Annotated in this window: 14 protein-coding genes; 4 read left to right on the plus strand and 10 right to left on the minus strand. The window is 42.2% G+C overall.

From position 1 onward, the window contains the following. Positions 1 to 390: 390 nt before the first annotated feature. On the minus strand, positions 391 to 2,709 hold the full coding sequence (locus tag HG267_RS35530; RefSeq protein WP_045870756.1) for a PhoD-like phosphatase: 2,319 nt from the start codon (positions 2,707 to 2,709) through the stop codon (positions 391 to 393). Between the two features lie 243 nt (positions 2,710 to 2,952). On the opposite strand from HG267_RS35530, the gene HG267_RS35535 reads away from it, so the two are divergent. Further along, entirely contained in the window at positions 2,953 to 3,417 is a 465-nt protein-coding gene (locus HG267_RS35535) for a KTSC domain-containing protein (RefSeq protein WP_045870757.1), read from the plus strand. A 141-nt stretch (positions 3,418 to 3,558) separates the two neighbouring features. On the opposite strand, the gene HG267_RS35540 is transcribed toward HG267_RS35535, so the two are convergent. The 8 genes from HG267_RS35540 to HG267_RS35575 all read right to left on the minus strand — a co-directional run bounded on the left by HG267_RS35540 (position 3,559) and on the right by HG267_RS35575 (position 13,555). After that, on the minus strand, positions 3,559 to 4,182 hold the full coding sequence (locus tag HG267_RS35540; protein ID WP_045870758.1) for a Uma2 family endonuclease: 624 nt from the start codon (positions 4,180 to 4,182) through the stop codon (positions 3,559 to 3,561). Positions 4,183 to 4,446: 264 nt separating this feature from the next. Next, complete coding sequence (locus HG267_RS35545) at positions 4,447 to 4,833, minus strand: hypothetical protein (protein ID WP_155539273.1); 387 nt, start codon at positions 4,831 to 4,833, stop codon at positions 4,447 to 4,449. An 80-nt stretch (positions 4,834 to 4,913) separates the two neighbouring features. After that, a complete protein-coding gene (locus HG267_RS35550) occupies positions 4,914 to 8,063 on the minus strand; it encodes an NB-ARC domain-containing protein (RefSeq protein WP_155539275.1) in 3,150 nt (1,049 codons plus the stop codon). A 122-nt stretch (positions 8,064 to 8,185) separates the two neighbouring features. After that, on the minus strand, positions 8,186 to 8,779 hold the full coding sequence (locus tag HG267_RS35555; protein ID WP_045870759.1) for a CHAT domain-containing protein: 594 nt from the start codon (positions 8,777 to 8,779) through the stop codon (positions 8,186 to 8,188). 24 nt (positions 8,780 to 8,803) lie between these two features. Further along, positions 8,804 to 9,037, minus strand: coding sequence for a hypothetical protein (locus HG267_RS35560; protein ID WP_210403097.1), 234 nt, complete (start codon positions 9,035 to 9,037; stop codon positions 8,804 to 8,806). 92 nt (positions 9,038 to 9,129) lie between these two features. Further along, positions 9,130 to 9,729, minus strand: coding sequence for a superoxide dismutase (locus HG267_RS35565; RefSeq protein ID WP_045870760.1), 600 nt, complete (start codon positions 9,727 to 9,729; stop codon positions 9,130 to 9,132). Positions 9,730 to 10,604: 875 nt separating this feature from the next. Next, positions 10,605 to 12,218, minus strand: coding sequence for a bifunctional pantoate--beta-alanine ligase/(d)CMP kinase (locus tag HG267_RS35570; RefSeq protein ID WP_045870761.1), 1,614 nt, complete (start codon positions 12,216 to 12,218; stop codon positions 10,605 to 10,607). Positions 12,219 to 12,448: 230 nt separating this feature from the next. Beyond that, positions 12,449 to 13,555, minus strand: coding sequence for a septal ring lytic transglycosylase RlpA family protein (locus HG267_RS35575; protein WP_045870762.1), 1,107 nt, complete (start codon positions 13,553 to 13,555; stop codon positions 12,449 to 12,451). Between the two features lie 1,034 nt (positions 13,556 to 14,589). Here HG267_RS35575 and glsA point away from each other — a divergent pair. Both glsA and HG267_RS35585 read left to right on the plus strand, forming a co-directional pair. Further along, positions 14,590 to 15,594 (plus strand): glutaminase A, encoded by a 1,005-nt coding sequence (gene glsA, locus HG267_RS35580; protein ID WP_045870763.1) that lies wholly within the window; start codon positions 14,590 to 14,592, stop codon positions 15,592 to 15,594. A gap of 84 nt (positions 15,595 to 15,678) precedes the next feature. Further along, a complete protein-coding gene (locus HG267_RS35585; protein WP_045870764.1) occupies positions 15,679 to 17,100 on the plus strand; it encodes a WGR domain-containing protein in 1,422 nt (473 codons plus the stop codon). A 59-nt stretch (positions 17,101 to 17,159) separates the two neighbouring features. Here HG267_RS35585 and HG267_RS35590 read toward each other — a convergent pair whose 3' ends face one another. Then, a complete protein-coding gene (locus tag HG267_RS35590) occupies positions 17,160 to 18,035 on the minus strand; it encodes a hypothetical protein (protein WP_045870765.1) in 876 nt (291 codons plus the stop codon). Between the two features lie 1,301 nt (positions 18,036 to 19,336). Between HG267_RS35590 and HG267_RS35595 the strand changes: the two genes are divergently transcribed. Next, positions 19,337 to 21,067 (plus strand): fasciclin domain-containing protein, encoded by a 1,731-nt coding sequence (locus tag HG267_RS35595; protein WP_045870766.1) that lies wholly within the window; start codon positions 19,337 to 19,339, stop codon positions 21,065 to 21,067. Positions 21,068 to 21,247: the final 180 nt, after the last annotated feature.

The following is a 21,247-nucleotide window of genomic DNA, read 5'->3' on the forward strand; positions in this document are numbered from 1 at the left end:
TTTGCTAACACAACCTACGATAGATGATGTTTTTAATTATATTGATATTCGGGAATGCCTGAGTTTACTTTTAAAGCGGCTATAAATAAATACAGTTCAGTTAAGAAAATTAATTGATAACAAAACCAAAAAACTAGTTACTCAACAAAAAAACAGGACAATCATTTTGGAGGGGGTTTGGGGGACGCAACCGTCACCCAATCGGGGGTTTGGGGGAGAATCCCCCAATTCTTCTGGCTTCTTTAATCAGTGAAAAATCAATCGCTAATGAGCTTAAATGAACTGTATTAGGCTATAAATAATATTAATTTGAAAATAGAATCTGACAGATTTTAGAATTAATGATGCGTTAGCGGAGCGTAACGCATCCTACTGTAGATAATTTTTCCATTATCTTGTTAGCTTGGAATGAATGAGTTCACTTTCAAAGCGGCTGTAAACAATTTTGATTGGATACCAAGTCGAAAACCAGTATAAATCTTGAATAACTCTTGTACAGTTATTATTATCTGTTTCAAAATGGACTAAAGCTAAGTTATTTAATCCGATTACTTCTCTGCCATCTTGAAACCAAGATAATTTCCAAAAAGCTAAATACTGTAACCACTCCCATTTGCGACTTTTCGCTTGTTGTTTGGCAGTCATTAACCAGGAAATATTGGTGCCAAAATCAGCAGTTTGGGTGCTAGTTCGAGTAATCCATTCCATTAACCCATGCCATTCTGGGGGACGGTGTGATGTAGCATCTTGGTAAGATTTTCTGCTAGAAATTTCTACCATATAAGGAGGATTTGTCCATCCTAACCATTGGCGACTTTTTTCTGGTAACAGCCATTGTTTGAGTCTTGTATGAATAATTTCGGTAATAATTTCTTCATTCTTAAACGCACTAGCTGTTAATTGCACTAATACAGACTTTTTCTCGGAACCTAGAGATTTTCTGGTGTAAGATAAACGGACTACAGAACTGTAATGAATATCTCCAGATAAGACTATTACTTGTTGGCGTTGCTCAAATAATGTGGTGAGGAATTTTGCTAAGGCTTCGTAATTAATATTCCAAGCATCACCGACATCTACACCATAAACTTTTTCTCTTTTTAAATGCCAATGGTGAATCCAATCTATTACTTGTAAACCAAATAAATTGGTCGGCGCAATCACAAATGTGGCTTGCATTTGTGAAAGTCCTTTGGGTTTATGAGTGGCTTGTTGTAGAGGCTGAGAAAGTTGCTGCGTAAATGCTGGCGGTGATAGCAGCATTGGCGGCGCAATTGGTTTTTGATCTGCAGGATAACCGCGCCAAGTTCGTGTATCTAAGACTATGACTTCATGGCAAAAACTGCGGACTGTATAATGCCAAGTCAAGGCTTCTGGGTCTCGGTCTAGCACTAAGACAGAATCATATTGTACAAATTCTGGTAAGCCTGTACGGGGGTTTGTCGGTGGCATTCCTAAGTAACGGGCGATCGCATCCCACGCTACAATATTCATTCCCCCAGATGCAGACCATTCCGCCGCCGCTTGTAATAATTTCTCCCCTGCTTGACCTGGGGTAAATTGCTGGGGTGTGTTCCCCCAGGCTTGAAAAACTGCATAGGCTAACAAGGCATTTTGGACGGTTCTGCGTCCTAAGGGTTTGCCTAAAACGCGCAAACACCAAGCTTGGTTGAGGTTCCAGTCATCGCTGACATCATGGTCGTCGAAGATAGTATAAACGGGAATGTTCGCCATCGCCCGCCGCACTTTCCACAGGGTATGGATAAATTGGCGCATATCCTGCACCTCTTTATCCCAGCGACGGCTGACTCGATGACCGCGCATTACCTCCCGCCCTTTGGGTAAGCTACTGGGCCAGCAAGCGGGAGACCATGACAATATATAAGATGCGTAATATTCACCCAAACTCAGCAGGTGGCTGCTAACTTTGGCGGTTTTATTATGTAACCCGGCGGTGAAACCTGCTTGGTGAGTGGCAATTTCTGCACGATGTCCGGGAAGTAATTGCTTGGGTGTGACATAACTGGGGTCTGCGGCTGTTTGCTGAGTCAAAGGTAACCTTTCCTCCCAACCTAACAGCGCATCGCCTAACTGAGAAGAAACCCACAACAGAGGATCAGCGACATCATCACCATAAATCTGGTCGCCTGTGAGGAAAAGCTGATGGGGTCGTTGGCGGGGTTGGTTGGCGGCTGACTCAATTAAGCAATCGAGAATTGGTAACGCGTCAAAGCCATCACCGTGAGGTTTGCGACAGGAACCATGCACGATGCGTAAATCTTGTAAATCTGTGGGTGGGAGGGCAAATGTGGGTTTTTGATGCTCAAAATAGCTGATGTTCACAGCAGGAAAGCGGCTAGAACATAAGGCTTGCTGTAAAGTCTGCTGCTGGGTAGATGATTCAATAAATTGCATATCGTATGCATAGATGCGATCGCTACTTAATAAATATCTACCCGCAGATTCCGCCGTGACGACCACAATATGCAGCGATTTTCCCAGAGCATAAGTGCTACGTCTTCCCTCTAAAAGCAGATTTGTGATTAACTGACCGTGATTAGCCGTGTCATAAACCTGGAGTACCACCTCACAAGGACGTTGCAACGCTACCCAGACTGTAACGGTGTCGGAATCTGTGTGTTGTAAGATAGGCCCCGCCAGAATTAGCGGCGATGCTTGTAAAAACTCTGCTCCAAATAAATCGTTCATTGCCAACTATGCAAGCCTTGTTTCCATCGTATTACCAAATAAGTGCTGAGTGATGAGTGCTGAGTTCTGAGTGAACTGAAGTGAGTTATAAATCAGCACTAATAATGTATTTTTCTCTGCAAAATCTTGACGATTAATCGCTTTAATGATACAAATGTACTATTAAATGGTGCAATTTTGGATAAGAATTTAAAACTCTCAACAGATAAATAGGATTTTGCAGCCCACAGGAGAGCAAATTTCATGAGACTATCGAAAATGGACTTGAGTAGCTTGATTGCGATCGCTCATTCTGACGGACATTTACAATTATTGCTTGACCGGGGCGACGAGATAGAACTTTTAGAAATTCCCGCACCAGTTCAAGCTTACGAGGGTTTGGTAGAACTGAATGAAATTGTGGCGGAACCTGCGGCGTTTCCTGTTTATGAAGAACCGATTGCGCTGTTACCTGTGAGTCACTCCGTTGCGGGGGTTCCCCCCGTTGAAGGAAGTGACGAACCCGTAAGGGTGAGTTCTTCAATGGCGGCTACCATTGCTTACGATAGTCACGAGCAAACTTTGCAAGTTGAGTTTAAGAGTGGTGCTGTGTATGAGTACTCTGGGGTAGATGAAGAGACTTGGGAAGATTTTTACTCGGCTGATTCTGTTGGTAGTTTTTACAATCAGCATATTAAAGGCAGATTTGACTGCGAACGGATAGATTGAGATTAGAGGCGTTGCATAAATCAAAAGCCCTCACCCTAAATCCCTCTCCCATGCATGGGACTTTGAAATTTACCCCCCTTCTCCCAATATTGGGAGAAGGGGTTGGGGGATGAGCGCAAGTTTTGCATTTGTGCAACTTTATTAAATAACAGAGTCAAATATTTGTTGAGCGGTTAGATTTAACTGTGGGAAACTAGGCGATATGATGCGCTGAGTACCTCTAAATGGTGTCATTTGATATTCACCATCGATTAATTCACATACGAAAATAGTAGGGACTTTTGGATTGCCGATAAACTTGCGCCCGCCCAACCCTTTATAATCTGTAATCCAGTATTCGGGAATACCCATTTTTTCATAGTTGCCAAATTTGTTATAGTAATCATCCTGCCAATTCGTGGAAACGACTTCGATTACTAACGGTACACTTTCGGGGTAAATAACGGTGCATTCTTTTTTCCACAATGGTTCAACCGTTAAATTGTCACGATTTAATACCAATACATCAGGTATGTAGGCTGATTCGCCACTGGATGTTTTGACTAATCCTGTTTTTGGGATGGTGTAAGGTAATTCGCACCGTTCAAATTCGACTGTAATTTTTTTGCTTAAAAAACCTAAAACATCTTCATGGTCGCCTGTTGGTGGTGGCATCTCGATTATGACTCCATTGTGTAGCTCATAGCGTAGGGGTGAATTTTCTGGATACCAATCGATAAATTCATCGAAGGAATATAGTTTTTTTAGTGGTTGGGTTTGAGTCATAAGGTTTAATTTATCTCTTTACGGCTTATGTGAGTTGGGGTAGTAAAAAAGAAGAGGAAACCGCAAGATAAAGGTAACGACACCAAAGATTGAGGTTTCCTAATGAATATGGTAGACGGTTTAACGCCCGTAGAAATGGGATGATTTTGTCCGAAGATTCATGTAGAGATTAATTATGCGATCGCATTTCCCAAACATCGCCCTTTAGATAAATTTTTCGTAGGGGTTTAGCACTGCTAAACCCTCACCCGCCTATTGGTATGGTTATATGACTGAAATAGCATAATTCACCGAGAAAAATAACCAACTGTTCACCTTCAGAAGGCGGAATTTGCACCTCAAAGCCTGAAGGTTGGAGTTCAAAGCCTGAAGCTTGCAGCTTTTATCTCGAACATTGCGGCTTTTATCTTGGAAGTTGCGCCTTTTAGCCTCAACGTTGCGGTTTTTATCCTCAACATTGCGGCTTTGATGCGGAAAATTGCAGCTTTTATCTTCAACGTTGCGGCTTTTTGCTTGAAAGCTGAGAAAATGAGCAAGAGCGACCGCACTTTGATGGCAACTGATGAGTGAATTAGCAACAGTGATGGTGATGGGAAGGAAATTAAAACAGGCGATCGCACAATTCGCGGCTTGTTTTGCAACGCTTGCCATGAAAATTGTCTAAACGGACTCTATATTATCCCCATTCGCCACAACTGACTCAAGCAAAATCCCAATTTCTTAATTACGAATTACTCTTTTGTGCCTTGCAAGCGCAAAAAATGCACCCCTCCTGATGCATCCCCAGCAACAACTCTCACACCATCGGGTGCAACAGCACAGCAATATATTCCCCCATCTCCGATGAAACTGACAATTACTTCCTCAGTTTGCCAATTCCAGATTTTGAGGGTGTTGTCCCAAGAACCAGAAATCACGTACTTGCCATCAGCACTCAGGGCAACTGCATATACATAGGAACTATGACTCGCTAAGGTACTCAGTTCTTGTCCTGTTTGCCAATTCCAGACTTTGAGGGTGTTGTCATTGGAACCAGAAATCGCGTATAAGCCATCAGCACTCAGGGTAACTGCATTTACTCCAGAACTATGACCCGCTAAGGTACGGAGTTCTTGTCCTGTTTGCCAATTCCAGACTTTGAGGGTTTTGTCATCGGAACCAGAAATCGCGTATAAGCCATCAGCACTCAGGGCAACTGCTTTTACTCCAGAACTATGACCCGCTAAGGTACGGAGTTCTTGTCCTGTTTGCCAATTCCAGACTTTGAGGGTTTTGTCATCGGAACCAGAAATCGCGTATAAGCCATCAGCACTCAGGGCAACTGCATTTACCGAGTCACTATGACCCACTAAGGTACGGAGTTCTTGTCCGGTTTGCCAATTCCAGACTTTGAGGGTTTTGTCCCAAGAACCAGAAATCGTGTATTTGCCATCAGCACTCAGGGCAACTGCATTTACCGAGTCACTATGACCCACTAAGGTACGGAGTTCTTGTCCTGTTTGCCAATCCCAGACTTTGAGGGTTTTGTCCCAAGAACCAGAAATCGTGTATTTGCCATCAGCACTCAGGGCAACTGCTCTTACCCAGTGACTATGACCTTTTAGGGTACGTAGTTGTTGCCCAGTTTGCCAATCCCAGACTTTGAGGGTGTAGTCACCGGAACCAGAAATCGTGTATTTGCCATCAGCACTCAGGGCAACTGCATTTACCCAGAAACTATGACCCGCTAAGGTACGCAGTTCTTGTCCTGTTTGCCAATTCCAGACTTTGAGGGTGTAGTCATCGCAACCGGAAATCACGTATTTGCCATCAGCACTCAGGGCAATTGCATTTACCCAGAAACTATGACCCGCTAAGGTACGCAGTTCTTGTCCTGTTTGCCAATTCCAGACTTTGAGGGTGGTGTCATTGGAACCAGAAATCGCGTATTTGCCATCTGGAGTCAGGGCAACTGCTTTTACCCAGCCACTATGACCCGCTAAGGTACGCAGTTCTTCCCCTGTTTGCCAATTCCAGACTTTGAGGGTGTTGTCATCGGAACCAGAAATCGCGTATTTGCCATCTGGGGTGAGGGCAACTGCATATACATAAGAACTATGACCCGCTAAGGTACGCAGTTCTTGTCCTGTTTGCCAATTCCAGACTTTAAGGGTTTTGTCAGAAGAACCAGAAATCACGTATTTGCCATCTGGAGTCAGGGCAACTGCTTTTACCCAGCCACTATGACCCGCTAAGGTACGCAGTTCTTCCCCTGTTTGCCAATTCCAGACTTTGAGGGTGGTGTCATGGGAACCTGAAATCGCGTATTTGCCATCTGGGTTGAGGGCGATCGCATTTACCAAGTTACTATGACCTGCGAGAGTCCGCAGTAGTTCGCCAGTTTTCCAATTCCAGACTTTGAGGGTGGTGTCATGGGAACCTGAAATCGCGTATTTGCCATCTGGGGTGAAGACAACTGCATTTACCGAATCACTATGACCCACCAAGGTACGTACTAAGAAGCCGCCAGGAGGAGTTAAGCTTGCTGTTTGCGGAAGCAAGCAAGGAGTTTTACTTTGCTGTGCCTGGTTTAACAATCTTTGAATTTCTTCTCTTGCAAAACCCAGCAACCGCCCTAATAATTGCCCCGCCAATTGCTGTTTATCCTCATTTAAAACATGTGCCGACAGTCGCAATGCACCTTGAATTAACTGTAAATTCTCATCCTCCAGCAAAAAATCATAATCTGTTAGCAAAGCATTAATATTGATGGTCTCCAACTTCGCCTGCAACCAGCGAAAATCACCCAGCAGTTGTTGTAATTCTCCTTCCCTTCCCCCAGCCACCAAATGATAGGCTAAATTTTGCCAGATATAGCCGTCATCTTCTAAACTATGCCAGTCTTCGGGGTATTTTTCGCTGTAAGCATTTAACAGCCGATTGTGTAAAAACCCTATCCCCTCACTTTCCTTTGCTAAGGTGGTGTACTGCTTCCTAACATAATCAAACTGCAAGTCATGCAACCGCAAACTTCCCGCTTCATCCCGCAAAGCCAGAGATTTACTCACCAATTCATCAATGACATCTTGGCTATCAAACTCATCTAAGCCCAAGGGTTGCCAAAAAGTCTGCAAAACTGCTTCGGGTATGGGTGTATCTTCTGGAAATACTGCAAAATCTAAATACCTCTGTTGGCAATTCTCATCCAAAGCCGCCACACTAACGGCAATAGCCTTGAGTAAATCGGGATAAGGATAATCGGGAAACTGTTGTTTGATTTTCTCTAAATCAGCACTTTGCAATTTTTCTAAAATATTCTGCCAGCGATTTGGCGGTTTACCCCGCATCATCGCGCCAACCATCGCCAATGCTAAGGGCAAATATCCACATTCTCTCGCTACCTGCAAAGTAACATCGTTATGCGGGGTAGTTTGCAAAATTTCTGGTTGATTTGCCCAATCTGCCAAAAGTTCTAACGCCTGTTGTTTACCTAAAATTGCCAGCTGATACTCTTCCCCTCCCAACCCCGTGACTATCGCCCCATCACGAGTAGTAATTAACATCTGACAGCGTTCCCCCAACACATCAAACGCTGTTGCATCATCCAAACGCCAGATATCATCCAAAATCAGCAAGCAAGCTTTCTGTGCAAATAACTCCCGTAACTGCGCTTTCGCCAATCCCACCTCGGTAAAAGCCGCTTGCTTCTCACCCAACGCCGAAGCTAGATAGGATTGCCAAGTTAAAATCTGCGGCGTTTGTCCCAATGTTACCCACAACACCCCATCAGGAAACGCCTTTCTCACTTCTTCATCCCGCGCTAAGGCTGTAGCTAAGACTGTTTTACCAATTCCGCCCATCCCTTGTACACCTACACGCCGACTTTTCCCTGTAATCCCCACAGGTTGCTTTGTTGGTGATAATACTTTCTGTTTTAAGGGTGTAAGTTCTTCAGGACGGGGTAAAAAGTGCGGAGGGTATTCTGGAACGTTGGTAAGATTGCCTAAAGGTTGGTGAAGGGGGGTTAAATTGGTTTTTTTTTAAGTTCAGGAATCAACTCGCCAGATACGCCAGCTAACTGTATTGCATTCTTGGCAATATTAAAAGCAAACTCTACAGGCGCACCTTCATCATATTCGGGATTGTAAGCCAAAAGCCCATCGTAAAAACCCACCACAAACTCAACCGCAGCTTTATCCCCGATGCGATCGTTCATCCCAATCACATAATTAATCTGTTGTGAAATAGCTTCAGCTTGAACTTCCGAGTAACAAGCATTCAACAGCACACATTCTACTTGCTTAGAAAACTGTCCAAACAACCCAGCTAATGCTTCACCCGTAACTAGCTGTGATTTTCCTGTTTCATCCTCAAAAGCTAGTCCTTGTATCCCTGCGCCATGCCCAGAAAAATGGATAATATTTGGTCGATAATCCAAAATAGCGCGGCGAATATCCCTCGGACGTACTGCTAAATCATACCGTAAGTCAAAGTTCTCTCGATTGAGCGACCTTTGCAAGCCTTCCTTAATATCACGCAATTCTTGATCGAGACGCAATCGTGATGTATTGCTAGGATTTGCAGCTAATATCAGAATTTTCTGCGGTTTAACAGTCATTGCCAGGGTTGGGAAGGGCTGTTTTTAAGTATACATCTTGGGGAATGGGCATTGAGCATGGGGCATTGGGCATGGGACATGGGGAAGGGGTAATGGGTAATTGGTAATGGGTAATTTCTTCTTGTCTCCCTCATCTCCCTCATCTCCCTCATCTCCCTCATTTCCCTCATCTCCCTCATCTCCCTCATCTCCCTCATCTCCCTCATCTCCCTCATCTCCCCAGTCCCCAGTCCCCAGTCCCCAGTCCCCAGTCCCCAATTGACAACTATAAAAAGGAGAAAGGGGAAAAGCAGAAAGAGAAATCACCTTTCCCCTTTAACCTTTCCCCTTTCCCCTTTAACCTTACATATTTAGGCGGCGAAGTTATCAGCCGCAAAGTCCCAGTTAATTAATTGATCTAGGTAATTTTTGATAAATGCAGGACGGGCATTTCTGAAGTCGATGTAGTAGGCGTGTTCCCAAACATCTAGGGTTAAAATTGCCTTTTTACCATAGGCGAGAGGGTTCTCGGCATTTGGTGTTTTGATAACTTTTAAAGTACCACCATCATCAACCAACCAAGCCCATCCACTGCCAAACTGAGTTGCAGCAGCGTTAGAGAACTCTTCTTTGAACTTATCGTAGCTACCAAAATCTTTATCAATCTTGTCGGCTAGTGCGCCAGAAGGTTGTCCGCCACCTGCTGGTTTGAGTGAGTTCCAGAAAAAGGTGTGGTTCCACACTTGAGCCGCGTTGTTAAAGATTCCTGCCTTAGAAGCATCTTTAAAGGAAGTTGTGATTACTTCTTCTAAGGATTTATCAGCAAGTTCTGTACCATCAACTAACTTATTGAGGTTATCTACATAAGCTTTGTGGTGCTTACCATAGTGATACTCAAAAGTCTCACCTTTCATGCCATACGCCTCTAGTGCATTAAAGTCGTAGGGTAGGGGGGGCTGTGTAAATGCCATTGTGTGAAATCCTCTCTTTACCGTTTTCCAGTTTAAAGCTATTCAGATGTTTAGGAAATTACAGCTTTTATCTTCGTAAGTTTGATGTCCTAAATGTTGGAACATAAAACTTAACATGGTAATTTTACTACCAAACTGAAAATTAAAACTATAGATTTTTTACAATAGGTAAAATCAGCAATCCAATGGGTAAAAATGCAAAATTCACTAACTCACTATTAAGGGCACATCTAGAATTGACACGCTAATAGTGGGAGATGGGGCCTGATGCTGCTGGGCGAAAGTCAAAAGTCAAAAGTCAAAAGTTAAAAGTTAAAAAGACTAGATTGATAGGTGTTTAAGGTATTTTCATCTGGTTAGATATTTGTACTATGCTGCGCTGAATTTCGGTCTAGCCCTTCAGATGGTGGTTATTGCTGGCAAAGGAATATTAGTTGGGTTTTCACCTCAGTTTTAAATAGCCATGTTCAACCATTCTATTTAGCGCCACTTCTATGGCTAAAAACTTCTAGCCCTGGTAACATTAGTTCAATAATTTAAAATCTATCTTTAGCTAGATGAATTCATCTAGAAATCAATTTATATTCAAACATCACTAAATTTGACTGCTAGCGACATATTAATTTGCGATCGCAAAATTTTCGCAGACATGCATGTCTTCATCAATGGTTGGCTCTATATGAGCAAGTCGCAGCTAGGATTATTTTTCCCAGGTTTGTACGGTTTAGTTAAAAATTAGCGCTTGGAGACTGGCGACTAGGTACTGAAGAATAGCGTCTTTCGCAAATTGGTTGGGGTTGAAAACCTAAATCTCAATTTCAATCCCCAAATACCATTCCTCAGTTCCCAATCCCCAGCCCCCAATCCCAGGTGAATCAAAGAGATGACAACTGTGATATGCGTTGTTGGCAATAGTCAACGATTTTGGCAGTAACTTCAGATGCGCTAAGTCCATCAGTTTGGATTTCGATTGCATCTGCTGCTTTTTGCAAAGGTGAAACTTTGCGCGTACTATCTTTCCAGTCACGTTCGGCAATGTCCCGTTCTAACTGTTCTAGATTAACTTCCGGCAGATTTTGTTTTTTAAAGTCTTCCTGGCGGCGACGCGCACGTTCAGTTACAGAGGCGGTTAAAAAGATTTTGACTTCTGCATCGGGGAAGACATGAGTTCCAATGTCTCTTCCTTCTGCAACTAAACCACCTCTTTTTCCCCAGCTTTGCTGTTGTTTGACTAAAGCTTTACGTACCGCAGTTTGTGCAGCGATAGCTGAGACTTTAGATGTTACCTCTACAGTGCGAATCACTGGGGTAACATTAGTCCCGTTAATCCAAACCTGCACAGGAGATTGTAAATCTTGGCTAGGAGTCAGTTGAATTTCACAAGAACTAGCTAATTCCGCGATCGCACATTCATCATCTATGGTAATACCTTGTTGCAACACCAACCAAGTAACAGCACGATACATAGATCCAGTATCAAGATACACCAGACCGAGTTTTGCCGCCACCTGTCGCGCCACAGTAGACTTACCTGCGCCGGCTGGGCCGTCAATAGCGATGATGGGTAGGCGATCGCTTAATAAAATATTGTCAATCAACCTTGTAGAACCAAGACGAGCTGCGATCGCGAGCATTCCTTCCTCCTTAACTTTAACTAACGACATCAATGTATTCGGCTCAACCAATTCAATATATTCCACTAACACATTAGTGACCATTGCTACTTCTTGGCGAACTGCCGCGATCAGCTCGTCGCTGTTGCGAACCCCCGCTTTAAAAGCAGCTTCAGCCTGCTGCAAGCCACGATATAAAACCGCCGCCTGCTGTTTTTCCGATGCACTCAAATACTGATTGCGAGAACTGAAGGCTAGACCCGACGCTTCGCGCAGCGTGGGACAAGCAACAATTTCTACCGGAAAATTCAAATCAGCTACTAACTGTCGAATAATTGCTAGTTGCTGACCATCCTTTTGGCCAAAGTAGGCTCGGTCAGGTTGTACCAAGTTAAAAAGCTTGGTCACAATCGTGGCCACACCTTGGAAATGACCTAGCCGAGAACCACCGCACAAGCCTGTTATCATAGCAGAAGGAGGGATTACTTGTGTAACCTTCGATTCTTGTATACTCTTCTGCGAAACTCCCATTTCTTCCGGAGTCGGAGCAAAAATTAAGTCCACCCCAGCTTGTTCGCACAGTTGCATGTCAAGCTCTAAAGTCCGGGGGTACTTGTTATAGTCTTCATTGGGAGAAAATTGCAGTGGATTGACAAAAATACTGACAATCACCGTAGAATTTTCTTGCCGCGCTCGTTGCATCAAGCTTAAATGACCTTGATGTAACCCTCCCATTGTTGGTACCAAACCGATAGCTGTCCGATCCCAGCTAGACATTTCATCTAGAACCAGATCATCTGGAACCAAACATTTACTTTCCAAGCGGCGTTGAGTTAAAAAGCAGCTTAAAGCTGCAACTGTTGTCAGCAGGCGCACAAAAAACCCCTAGTTTTTATCGATCCCTCCCCCGTTAGTTTATCTCTGAAACTGGGGGAAGATTTGTTCAACTAGGGGAATTTAAGTGATAGCGAATCGAAACGTAAAGAGTAAAGAGTTGAAAGTGGGTAGGAATTTTATAAAAAAGTATTAAGTTTCTAGAATTAGGGATCAAGACAAAGAGAACAAGGGAACTCTTCATACTTCAGCCTTAATCCCTTCAGCTTTTCTTATCTGCCTAATACTTCAATTCTCACGGGTGCAACACCACTACCCATCATTCCTAAAATCCGCGCCGCACCAGCAGACAGGTCAATAATTCGACCCCGAATATATGGGCCACGGTCAGTAATAGACACCACTACAGAACGACCATTGCGGGTGTTAGTTACACGTACTCTTGTACCAAACGGCAAGCTACGATGGGCAGCAGTCATGCCTTCGGGATGAAACCTCTTACCACTAGCAGTGCGGCTGCCAGAGCCATCGTAACCATACCACGAAGCAATGCCACTTAGGGTAATTCGCACTGGGCCAATGGCAACTTGCTGTGGCAACTTGGGTAATGATAATGGCGAACGAGTTGGTAAATTTGCAATTTCGCTGATGGGAGATGCATTGCCCATGAGTCTCCGCATCCGGTTAGTGGCTTGCAATGCATCTTGTGCTAAATCGTTGGTGGAATTTGCTAGGCGGGTATTTTCATTGATTTCCACCAATTCTTCACCTTTGATTTTGATCGTATAGCGATCGCCTGCTTTTTGCAGATCGGAGGCACCTTTGTTCTGGCTTTGACTGGCGACTTTCCCTTCGCCGCCTCCTTTCCAGCTGACACTAATCTGACTGGCATCTACTCCGTCCCGCAGCAACTGGTTAATTTTTGTTGCTATTACACCAGCTCTTTCCACTGGGTCATCGTGAGTAGCGGTAATTTGGTTACCTACATCCGTCAAATTCCCATTACTTGCCACTTTGATTGTATTGCTAGCAAGAGGGGCGTAACCTTGTACGCCCCCAGGGTTGTCAATTACTCCAACCTTGCTCTCACTACTCTCGGCTGATAAAGAACTCAGAAAGGTAATAACAGGAATATTTCGGATAAAAAGGGTTGCCGCCTTACGACCTGCAATGCTGTGAGGATGAATTTCTGTAATCACAGCATCAGAGGTTGGTTTCTCTGCTGAGGATTGGTACTCTCCTACTTTGACAACCTCACCTGCTGGCGATGGTTGAGAAGCAAGAGCATCTCCCTTAGTGGTTTGAGTGCGTCCAACTGAGGGCATCCCTAAAACAGTTAGAAACACGGCGACAATAGTCCAAAAATGTCTTTGATTCATGCGTCCGATTTTAAAGCGACTGTAGAACAGAGGTTTCACGGTTCGTGGGATTATGCACCAGTAAAAGTGTTGTTCCCTTCAACTCGAACTCGTTCCGCTTTCACTTTTCTGTTTTGTAACTGCAACAGACTAACACGAACCTTTGAGCTTGGGGATCAGGGTTTTAGCGTAAGTCTTGGTAACTTTAGCAAAATTAGATCTTATTTTCAAGGCTCAAAGCTTTCTCAAATGCGGATTTCGGCTATGTAACGTTTTTTTTGATAAGTAAAACTTTTCTTATGAAAAATTAACATTTTCGTGAGTAGAAATTGAGCTAGAACTGCCAAATTTTTCACCCAATATTGCTTATATATGTAGCTTTTCGCTCCTTCGAGATTGACGCAAAACATTAGCTGAAAATCTATAACTAATTATTTTAAAATTTGCGAATATATACTTATAAGACTTAAGTTAATTTAATTTTTATAAATCTTCAGATTTGTTTTGTAACAAGAATTACAGAATAAAAAATATAAACCTCACATTAACTTCATAATAAATTAAAAAGTTATTTTTGTTACATATCTCCTGATAAGGATAAATTCATTGTCAGTTAAACAGAAGTTATATAATTAACTTTAGCTTTTAGACCGACTCAGCATAAATACTCTAAAAAGTTTGTTGTATAATATGTGACATACTTATAATTAAGTAATTTCAAAAGAGACTCAAGCCATCAGTAGCCGTCATCAAATACATATATCAGCAGCGATAAACAGGCTTAAAGCATAGGTCACAGAAGATGGTATCTATTTGTGTTTGGGGACTGGGGACTGGGGACTGGGGACTGGGGAATGGGGAATGGGGACTGGGGAATGGGTAATGGGTAATGAGTAATGAGTAATGAGTAATAATAATTTCCCCTTTCTCCCCTTCTCCGTTTCCCCCTTCCCCTTTCTCCCCTTATCCCCAATCCCCAACACATGAAAATAAAACCACATTTTTGCCTACAGTAGTTGATTGAGTATGATTTTTTAAAGCAAGCTGTAAGCCTCATGGCACACCAAGGAAGTTTAGAAATAGTCGCATCGCCATTTCCCGATGTTCTTCAGGAATTGCATTCCAAGTACAAGTCGCTGCGAGACGGTCTAGTAGCCAACTACATTCCAGAACTAGCAAAGGTAAATCCTGACTTGTTTAGCATTTGCATTGTGACGGTAGATGGTCAGGTTTACGAAGTTGGCGATTACGAGCAACTATTTACCATTCAGTCAATTTCTAAGGTCTTTGCTTACGGATTGGCCCTTGAGGATCATGGACGAGATTATGTCTTGACTAGGGTTGGTGTAGAACCGACAGGAGATGCATTCAACGCCATTATCCTTGATGAGCAATCCAATCGACCATTAAATCCAATGGTAAATGCAGGTGCGATCGCCACTACTAGTTTAATCAAAGGTGCTGGTGCTACCGAACGCCTTAACCGGATGCTGGATATGTTTAGAAGATACATCGGTCATGATGTATTCGTTGATATTTCTGTATTTACTTCTGAACGCAGCACCGGACATCGCAACCGCGCTATGGCTCATCTCATGCTCAACTTTGGCATGATTGACCAAAATATTGAAGAGTCCTTAGATTTATACTTTCAGCAGTGTGCGGTGATGGTCAATTGCCGTGATTTGGCAGTGATGGCAGCAACTTTAGCCAACAGAGGCATTAACCCCATTACTCAGGAACAGGCAGTAAAAAGTTGTTACATAAAAGACATTTTGAGCGTTATGTACACCTGTGGGATGTATAATTTTGCTGGTGAGTGGGCTTATAAAATCGGTATTCCTGCGAAAAGCGGTGTTTGTGGCGGAATCTTGGCTGTTGTTCCCAACCAAATGGGAATTGCGGTCTTTTCTCCACCGTTAGATGTGCGAGGTAACAGCGTGCGCGGGGTTAAGGTATGCGAAGAACTTTCCCAGCAACTAGGCTTACATCTATTTGAATGTTCTAGTAAGGGTTCAAAGTTTGGTGAAACTTTCTGTCAGCCACCTGCAACAGCATGATGGTTAATTGACAATCCAAAAGGTAGCATTTACAACTAAGCCAAAATATCCATTTTCCCAATTTTATGTTTAGGATAAAATGTCATGGCTGAAGAAAAGACCTACCTAGAGCTTTCTGAAGCAAATGGAGGTTCTCATAAATTTTATGAAGTCATCATCAAAGATACTGAAGTAACAATACGTTATGGTCGTATTGGCGACTCAGGGCAAACTCAGAGGAAAACTTACCCCACCCCAGACAAAGCTAAAGCCGAAGCCAACAAGAAGATTAAAGAAAAATTGGCGAAAGGTTACGAACCAGCCGTTATGGGTGTGCGTCAAAAGCGTTCGGTGACTAGACGCGCAGTTACCAGTACCACCTCGACAGCACAACAAGCGCCAATTCTCTGGAAATTTAACTCTAATTCCGCAGCCTTTGGCATTTTTATTGACGGTAATCGTTGCTGGGTGGGTAATCAAGCAGGTCAAGTTTTTGCGCTGAATCATCAAGGTCAAGTTATTAACCAGTTTAAGCTGCCTGATGGTGTGAAATGTCTAGTTGCTGATGATATCTGGATTTATGCTGGCTGCGATGATGGCAACGTCTACGACTTGACAGGGAAGTTACCTCGCGTTGCATATAATATTGATGAAAATGTCGATATCTTTTGGCTAGATATTAACAATGGCTTGTTAGCTGTTTCCGATGCTAACGGTGGTGTCACGACAATCGATCATGAAGATGAATCACAATGGACGCGTTTAAGTCAAGGTCAATCTGGCTGGATGGTACGTTGTGATGAAGCTGGTGTCTATCACGGTCACTCTCAAGGCGTGACTATGTATGATAATCAAGAAGGTCGGATGCTTTGGCATCAACAAACAGGTGGTGCTGTATTATTCGGTTGGCAAGAAACATCAGCCGTTTACGCAGGTGCAAGTGACCAAAAAATTTACTGTTTTAGCAAGCAAGGTAAAGCTGGCCCAGTTTACAAGTGCGACGCATCTGTTTATTCTTGTGCTACAGCCGCAGATGGTAAGTATGTGTTTGCTGGTGATAACAGTTCATCCATTTACTGTTTCAATGAATCGGGGGAACGCTTGTGGAAGCTTTCTACTGGCTGTGCTTCAGCATTATCGATGCAGTTTTTTGAGAATCACATCTATATAGTTACTACCGATGGTTCTCTAGCTTGTATAGATGCTAGTGAAGCTGCTATCCAAGCGGCTCAAGCAGGTACAATTCCCCAAGCAGCCATTATTAAAGCACCAAAAGGAGAAGGCGCAGCACCTTCTGCTGTTGTCGAAACTACAACAGATAGCAGCCAAGGGGTAATTGTTGAGTGCTTTAAAGAGGGAAATAAATTGAGAGTCCGCGTTATCTCGCCAGGGTACAATCCCAACTGGAAAGTACAATTCCCCAAAGATATTCGCCAAGAAGGACAACGTTATCTTGTAGAAGAAATCCGCGAGTCAGCTAGTGGTGGCTTCTACCGTGCATTTGGTGATATCAAAAAGTTAATCTAATTCTGTCAACAGTCAACAATCAACAGCCCTGATTACTAGTTATGCAATTTAGACGCGCATTAGCTTAGACAATCTCTTTGTTTTTGGGAAAGATTTTTCGCCAGTAAAGCCACATCTTCCTGGGGTAGTGAAGATGTGCTATAAAATGAGAGTTTGTGCTTTCGGGAAGTGTAGTCAAAAAAGATGGCAAATCTATCAGACTTTACAGGTAACTTACCTCGATGGAAGATGCTACCAGTGGCAGCAAAGACTACTGTACCAGCTGGGCCTAGACAAGATTTATAGTTAGCAGGTGATATGATCTGTTGCATAGTTTTATCTTGAATATAGCCATGATGATATTTAAGTAAGTGACTTACTGATTCTGTTACAGATATGGGGAGATATTGAAAAGGCCCGTTATCTTCATCCATATTATGTAGATAAACAATTATTTTCAGTACTTTTTTATCTTCTTTATCTATATGCCATAGCCTAGATTGTTGCTCTACTTGGTTGGCAATATCTCTACGAAAATATGCTCCATGATAGGCTACTGGTAAGCTCAGATAATTCTCGACTATATTAATTAAACGTTGTTCTACTCCCCAAAGAAAAATCTCTGGATGTGCCATGATTTGTTGGGAAGTTGCATGAATAGAGAATTCATTCCGATTAACTGGAATACTTTGTGGGATTTTATGCATCAGGTTTTCTGCTGCTTGAAACATGTTAGAACTCGATGATATTCCCAAATCTGCTAATGAAGTAATTACGACTCCTTCAGTATTGAGAGTGTCAACGATATTTTGATCAGTCGCAGAGATTAGTGGTAAATTTGCAATATGCATTTTTACTAAGTTTTGATACTCAATCTCTGCCTGATGCTGCAAAAATGGCAGATTATAGATATTTCTGAGAAATTTATTTTGTACCTTTTTAAACATGGTACTCATATATTTTTAGCGAGCTTAATATGTAAGCAAGATGATGATTTGGTTATGTATTGTATGTACCTTTTTCTTGGTTTGTCCAAGTATTTATCTCTGAATTCACAGAAAGTTTATAATAGCTTTATAAAATATTTTTACCAATTAGGATTAGTGGCATAGCTTAAAAATAAATTAAAGTTAGATATCTAACAATAAATATTTCCGTATGTAGATAAATATAGGATTGTCATTAGTTTTCAAATAACTTCTCAGTAAATTAAATTAAACAATGATAATACTTATCCCTCACCATCTCTTAGGAGATAAGATATGGTTAATCATAATTGGATCAATTTAAACACTACCTTTGGTTAGATATTTAGATATTAATTGAGTTGGATTTCATAAAATCTAGCAATTTGGACTAAAATATCAGCGTGTTATCATGGCAAATTAATAAGATTAAGTTCTCATGTAAAATAAATCTCTAAGATAATTAACAATCAAGCATCAATTAATAAAAATTCTTTGATAAAGAAATATAAACTGATAATTACGCTAAACCTAGAAATCAAGATACTATCTAAGCAAAGCTCGAAATCTCAGTAATCGTTATTGTGACTGCAAAATTGTGCATGAGCGAATTTTGCGGAGCCTGAGGAGGCATACATTATGCATAAACAGTGGAAGTGCGATCGCTAATTTAGCCCTAAGCTTACCCATTCGCCTCTAATCTTAAACTTTTAGCTTTTTTGTCAACTACCTAAAGATGGAAAAAATGGCTGATAAGTCTAGCCTTTAGCTAGTTGTTAAATTCAAGCGATCGCTAAAAAATGGTAAATATCAAAATAATGCGCTTTTTCGTCAATAAATACTAAACTCATGCTGCTGAAAAATGATGTAATTAAGCTTTTTCAAGTTAGTCAGACAACCTCAATACCTACTTTGTAGTTTCCAGACTCCGTTACTTAACCTAAATAAATTTAAGAATTTGTACTAATTCTCTTTATTTGGGAAACATCGCCAGATACTCTTAGCAGTCTTACTATTGCTGAGTTTGATCTGTAGTTCTGGAAAAGCTCAACTCTCATTACAGACTTAAATTTGCCTCTATCAGGCAAGCATTTAAAAATACATTAATGAAATGTAACGGTAGGTGGTTATAGAAAATTTACTATTTAACATTTCGCACTCGTAGTTTTAGCTCATAGGCAAACCCCAGCATCATCTCAAGATGTGTTTCTACTTCATTTCGCGTCCAGCACTTTCCAAGATTCAATCAGGAAATTGAGAAACGACTCTACTTGTTTTTGGAGGATATTTTCATGTTTAATTGGTTCCGTGCATCAGTAAAGAGCAGTTTCCTAGCTTTGGGAATCATCGCTGCTACATTAACTCCTATTGTTATTTCTATACCTGCTTCGGCTCAAAATACAGCTCCATCAACAGGTAAGACAACATCAGGTACTACGACATCAGGTATTACAGCACCAACTACTACAGCACAAGCAACAACAAGCTTGTCTGATGTGGGTTCAGATTACTGGGCGAGTCCATTTATTCAAGCCCTAGCGCAAAGAAACGTAATTGCAGGGTTTCCTGATGGTACTTTTAAGCCCAATCAGGCTGTGACTCGGGCTCAATTTGCAGCCATGATTCAAAAAGCCTTCAATCAAAATGCAGTACGGCAATTACCTGCTGGTGGATTTTCCGATGTTCCGGCTAACTTTTGGGCAGCAGATGCAATTCGGGTAGCCTACGAAACAGGCTTTATGTCAGGTTATCCAGGGAATGTATTTTTACCCAATCAACAAATTCCTCGGGTACAGGCGATCGTTGCAATCACAAGTGGTTTAGGTTTAACTAGTAACGATAATGCATCTAATGTATTGAACACTTACTATTCAGATGCCGCAGCAATTCCCAGTTATGCCGTCAACAATGTGGCAGCTGCAACACAAGCCAATATTGTAGTTAATTATCCAGAAGTTAAACAACTCAATCCACAACAATCTCTCACTCGTGCTGAAGCAGCAGCAATTTTGTATCAAGCTTTAGTCAGACAAGGACAAGCGCAACCTATAGCTAGTAACCTTCCTGCAGCTAGTTATATTGTTGCAGGTAGTACCACTAGCACTCCCCAACCTGGTGGCACTGATATCGTTTCTTTGGCTGCATCTAGCAGTTCTTTTACCACACTAACTTCTTTGTTAAAGACAGCAGGTTTAGCTGAGACTTTACAACAAGCAGGCCCCTATACAGTTTTTGCTCCTACCGATCAAGCATTTGCAGCTTTACCACCTGGGACTTTACAGCAATTACAGCAACCAGAAAATAGAGAAACATTGATTAAGCTGTTAAGATACCACGTGCTTCCCGGTCAATTAACCTCTAGCCAGCTGTCAACTGGTCAAGTTAAGACTATTGAAGATGACCCTGTAAATGTTCAAGTTGATGCTGCTAACAATCAAATTGCTGTGAATGGTGCAAGAGTCATTCAGGCAAATGTGCAAGCTAGCAATGGTGTGATCCATGCGATTAACCAAGTTCTCATTCCACCTAATCTGACTGGTCAGCAGCCAGGTGGCACTAATGGCGGCACCACTGGCGGCGGCACTACTGGCGGTGTAACACCTGGTAGAAGCACCCTTGGTGGCCCTAGCTATATAGGTGTTGCTGGTAACATTGGTTTGACAGGTACTAATGCTCTGAGCGTTGGTAATTTCTCAGTAATTAGCAAACTCGGCCTAACACGTAATATCTCAGTTAGACCATCAGCTATATTTGGGGATAATACCTTAGTGTTGGTTCCCATAACCTTAGATTTCAGACCACAAGCAGAACCAGTTACAGGACAGCAACGGTTCCCCATCGCTCCTTTTATAGGTGCTGGTGTAGCTATCGATACCTCAGGTGACACTGATATTGCTCCTCTGGTCACTGGTGGTATAGATGTTCCTTTAGGTTCTCGATTTACAGCCACAGGTTCTGTGAATGCAGCCTTTTTTGATGACACAAGTGTTGGTTTAACTTTAGGCGTTGGTTACAACTTCTAGTATTAATTGAAAATAAGTTATACCTGATGTGAAATAGCAACGTCTAAGGGTTGATAAATTGCCTCAAAACTATAGTTTTGGGGCAATTTATCATATTACAAAGGTGTAAATTATACATTTTGAAATAATAACCCGACAGATAGTTAGGGAACATCCAAAATCTATCGGCATAAGTAACCA

It is taken from the genome of Tolypothrix sp. PCC 7601 (assembly GCF_025677855.1).
Taxonomy (GTDB): domain Bacteria; phylum Cyanobacteriota; class Cyanobacteriia; order Cyanobacteriales; family Nostocaceae; genus Aulosira; species Aulosira diplosiphon.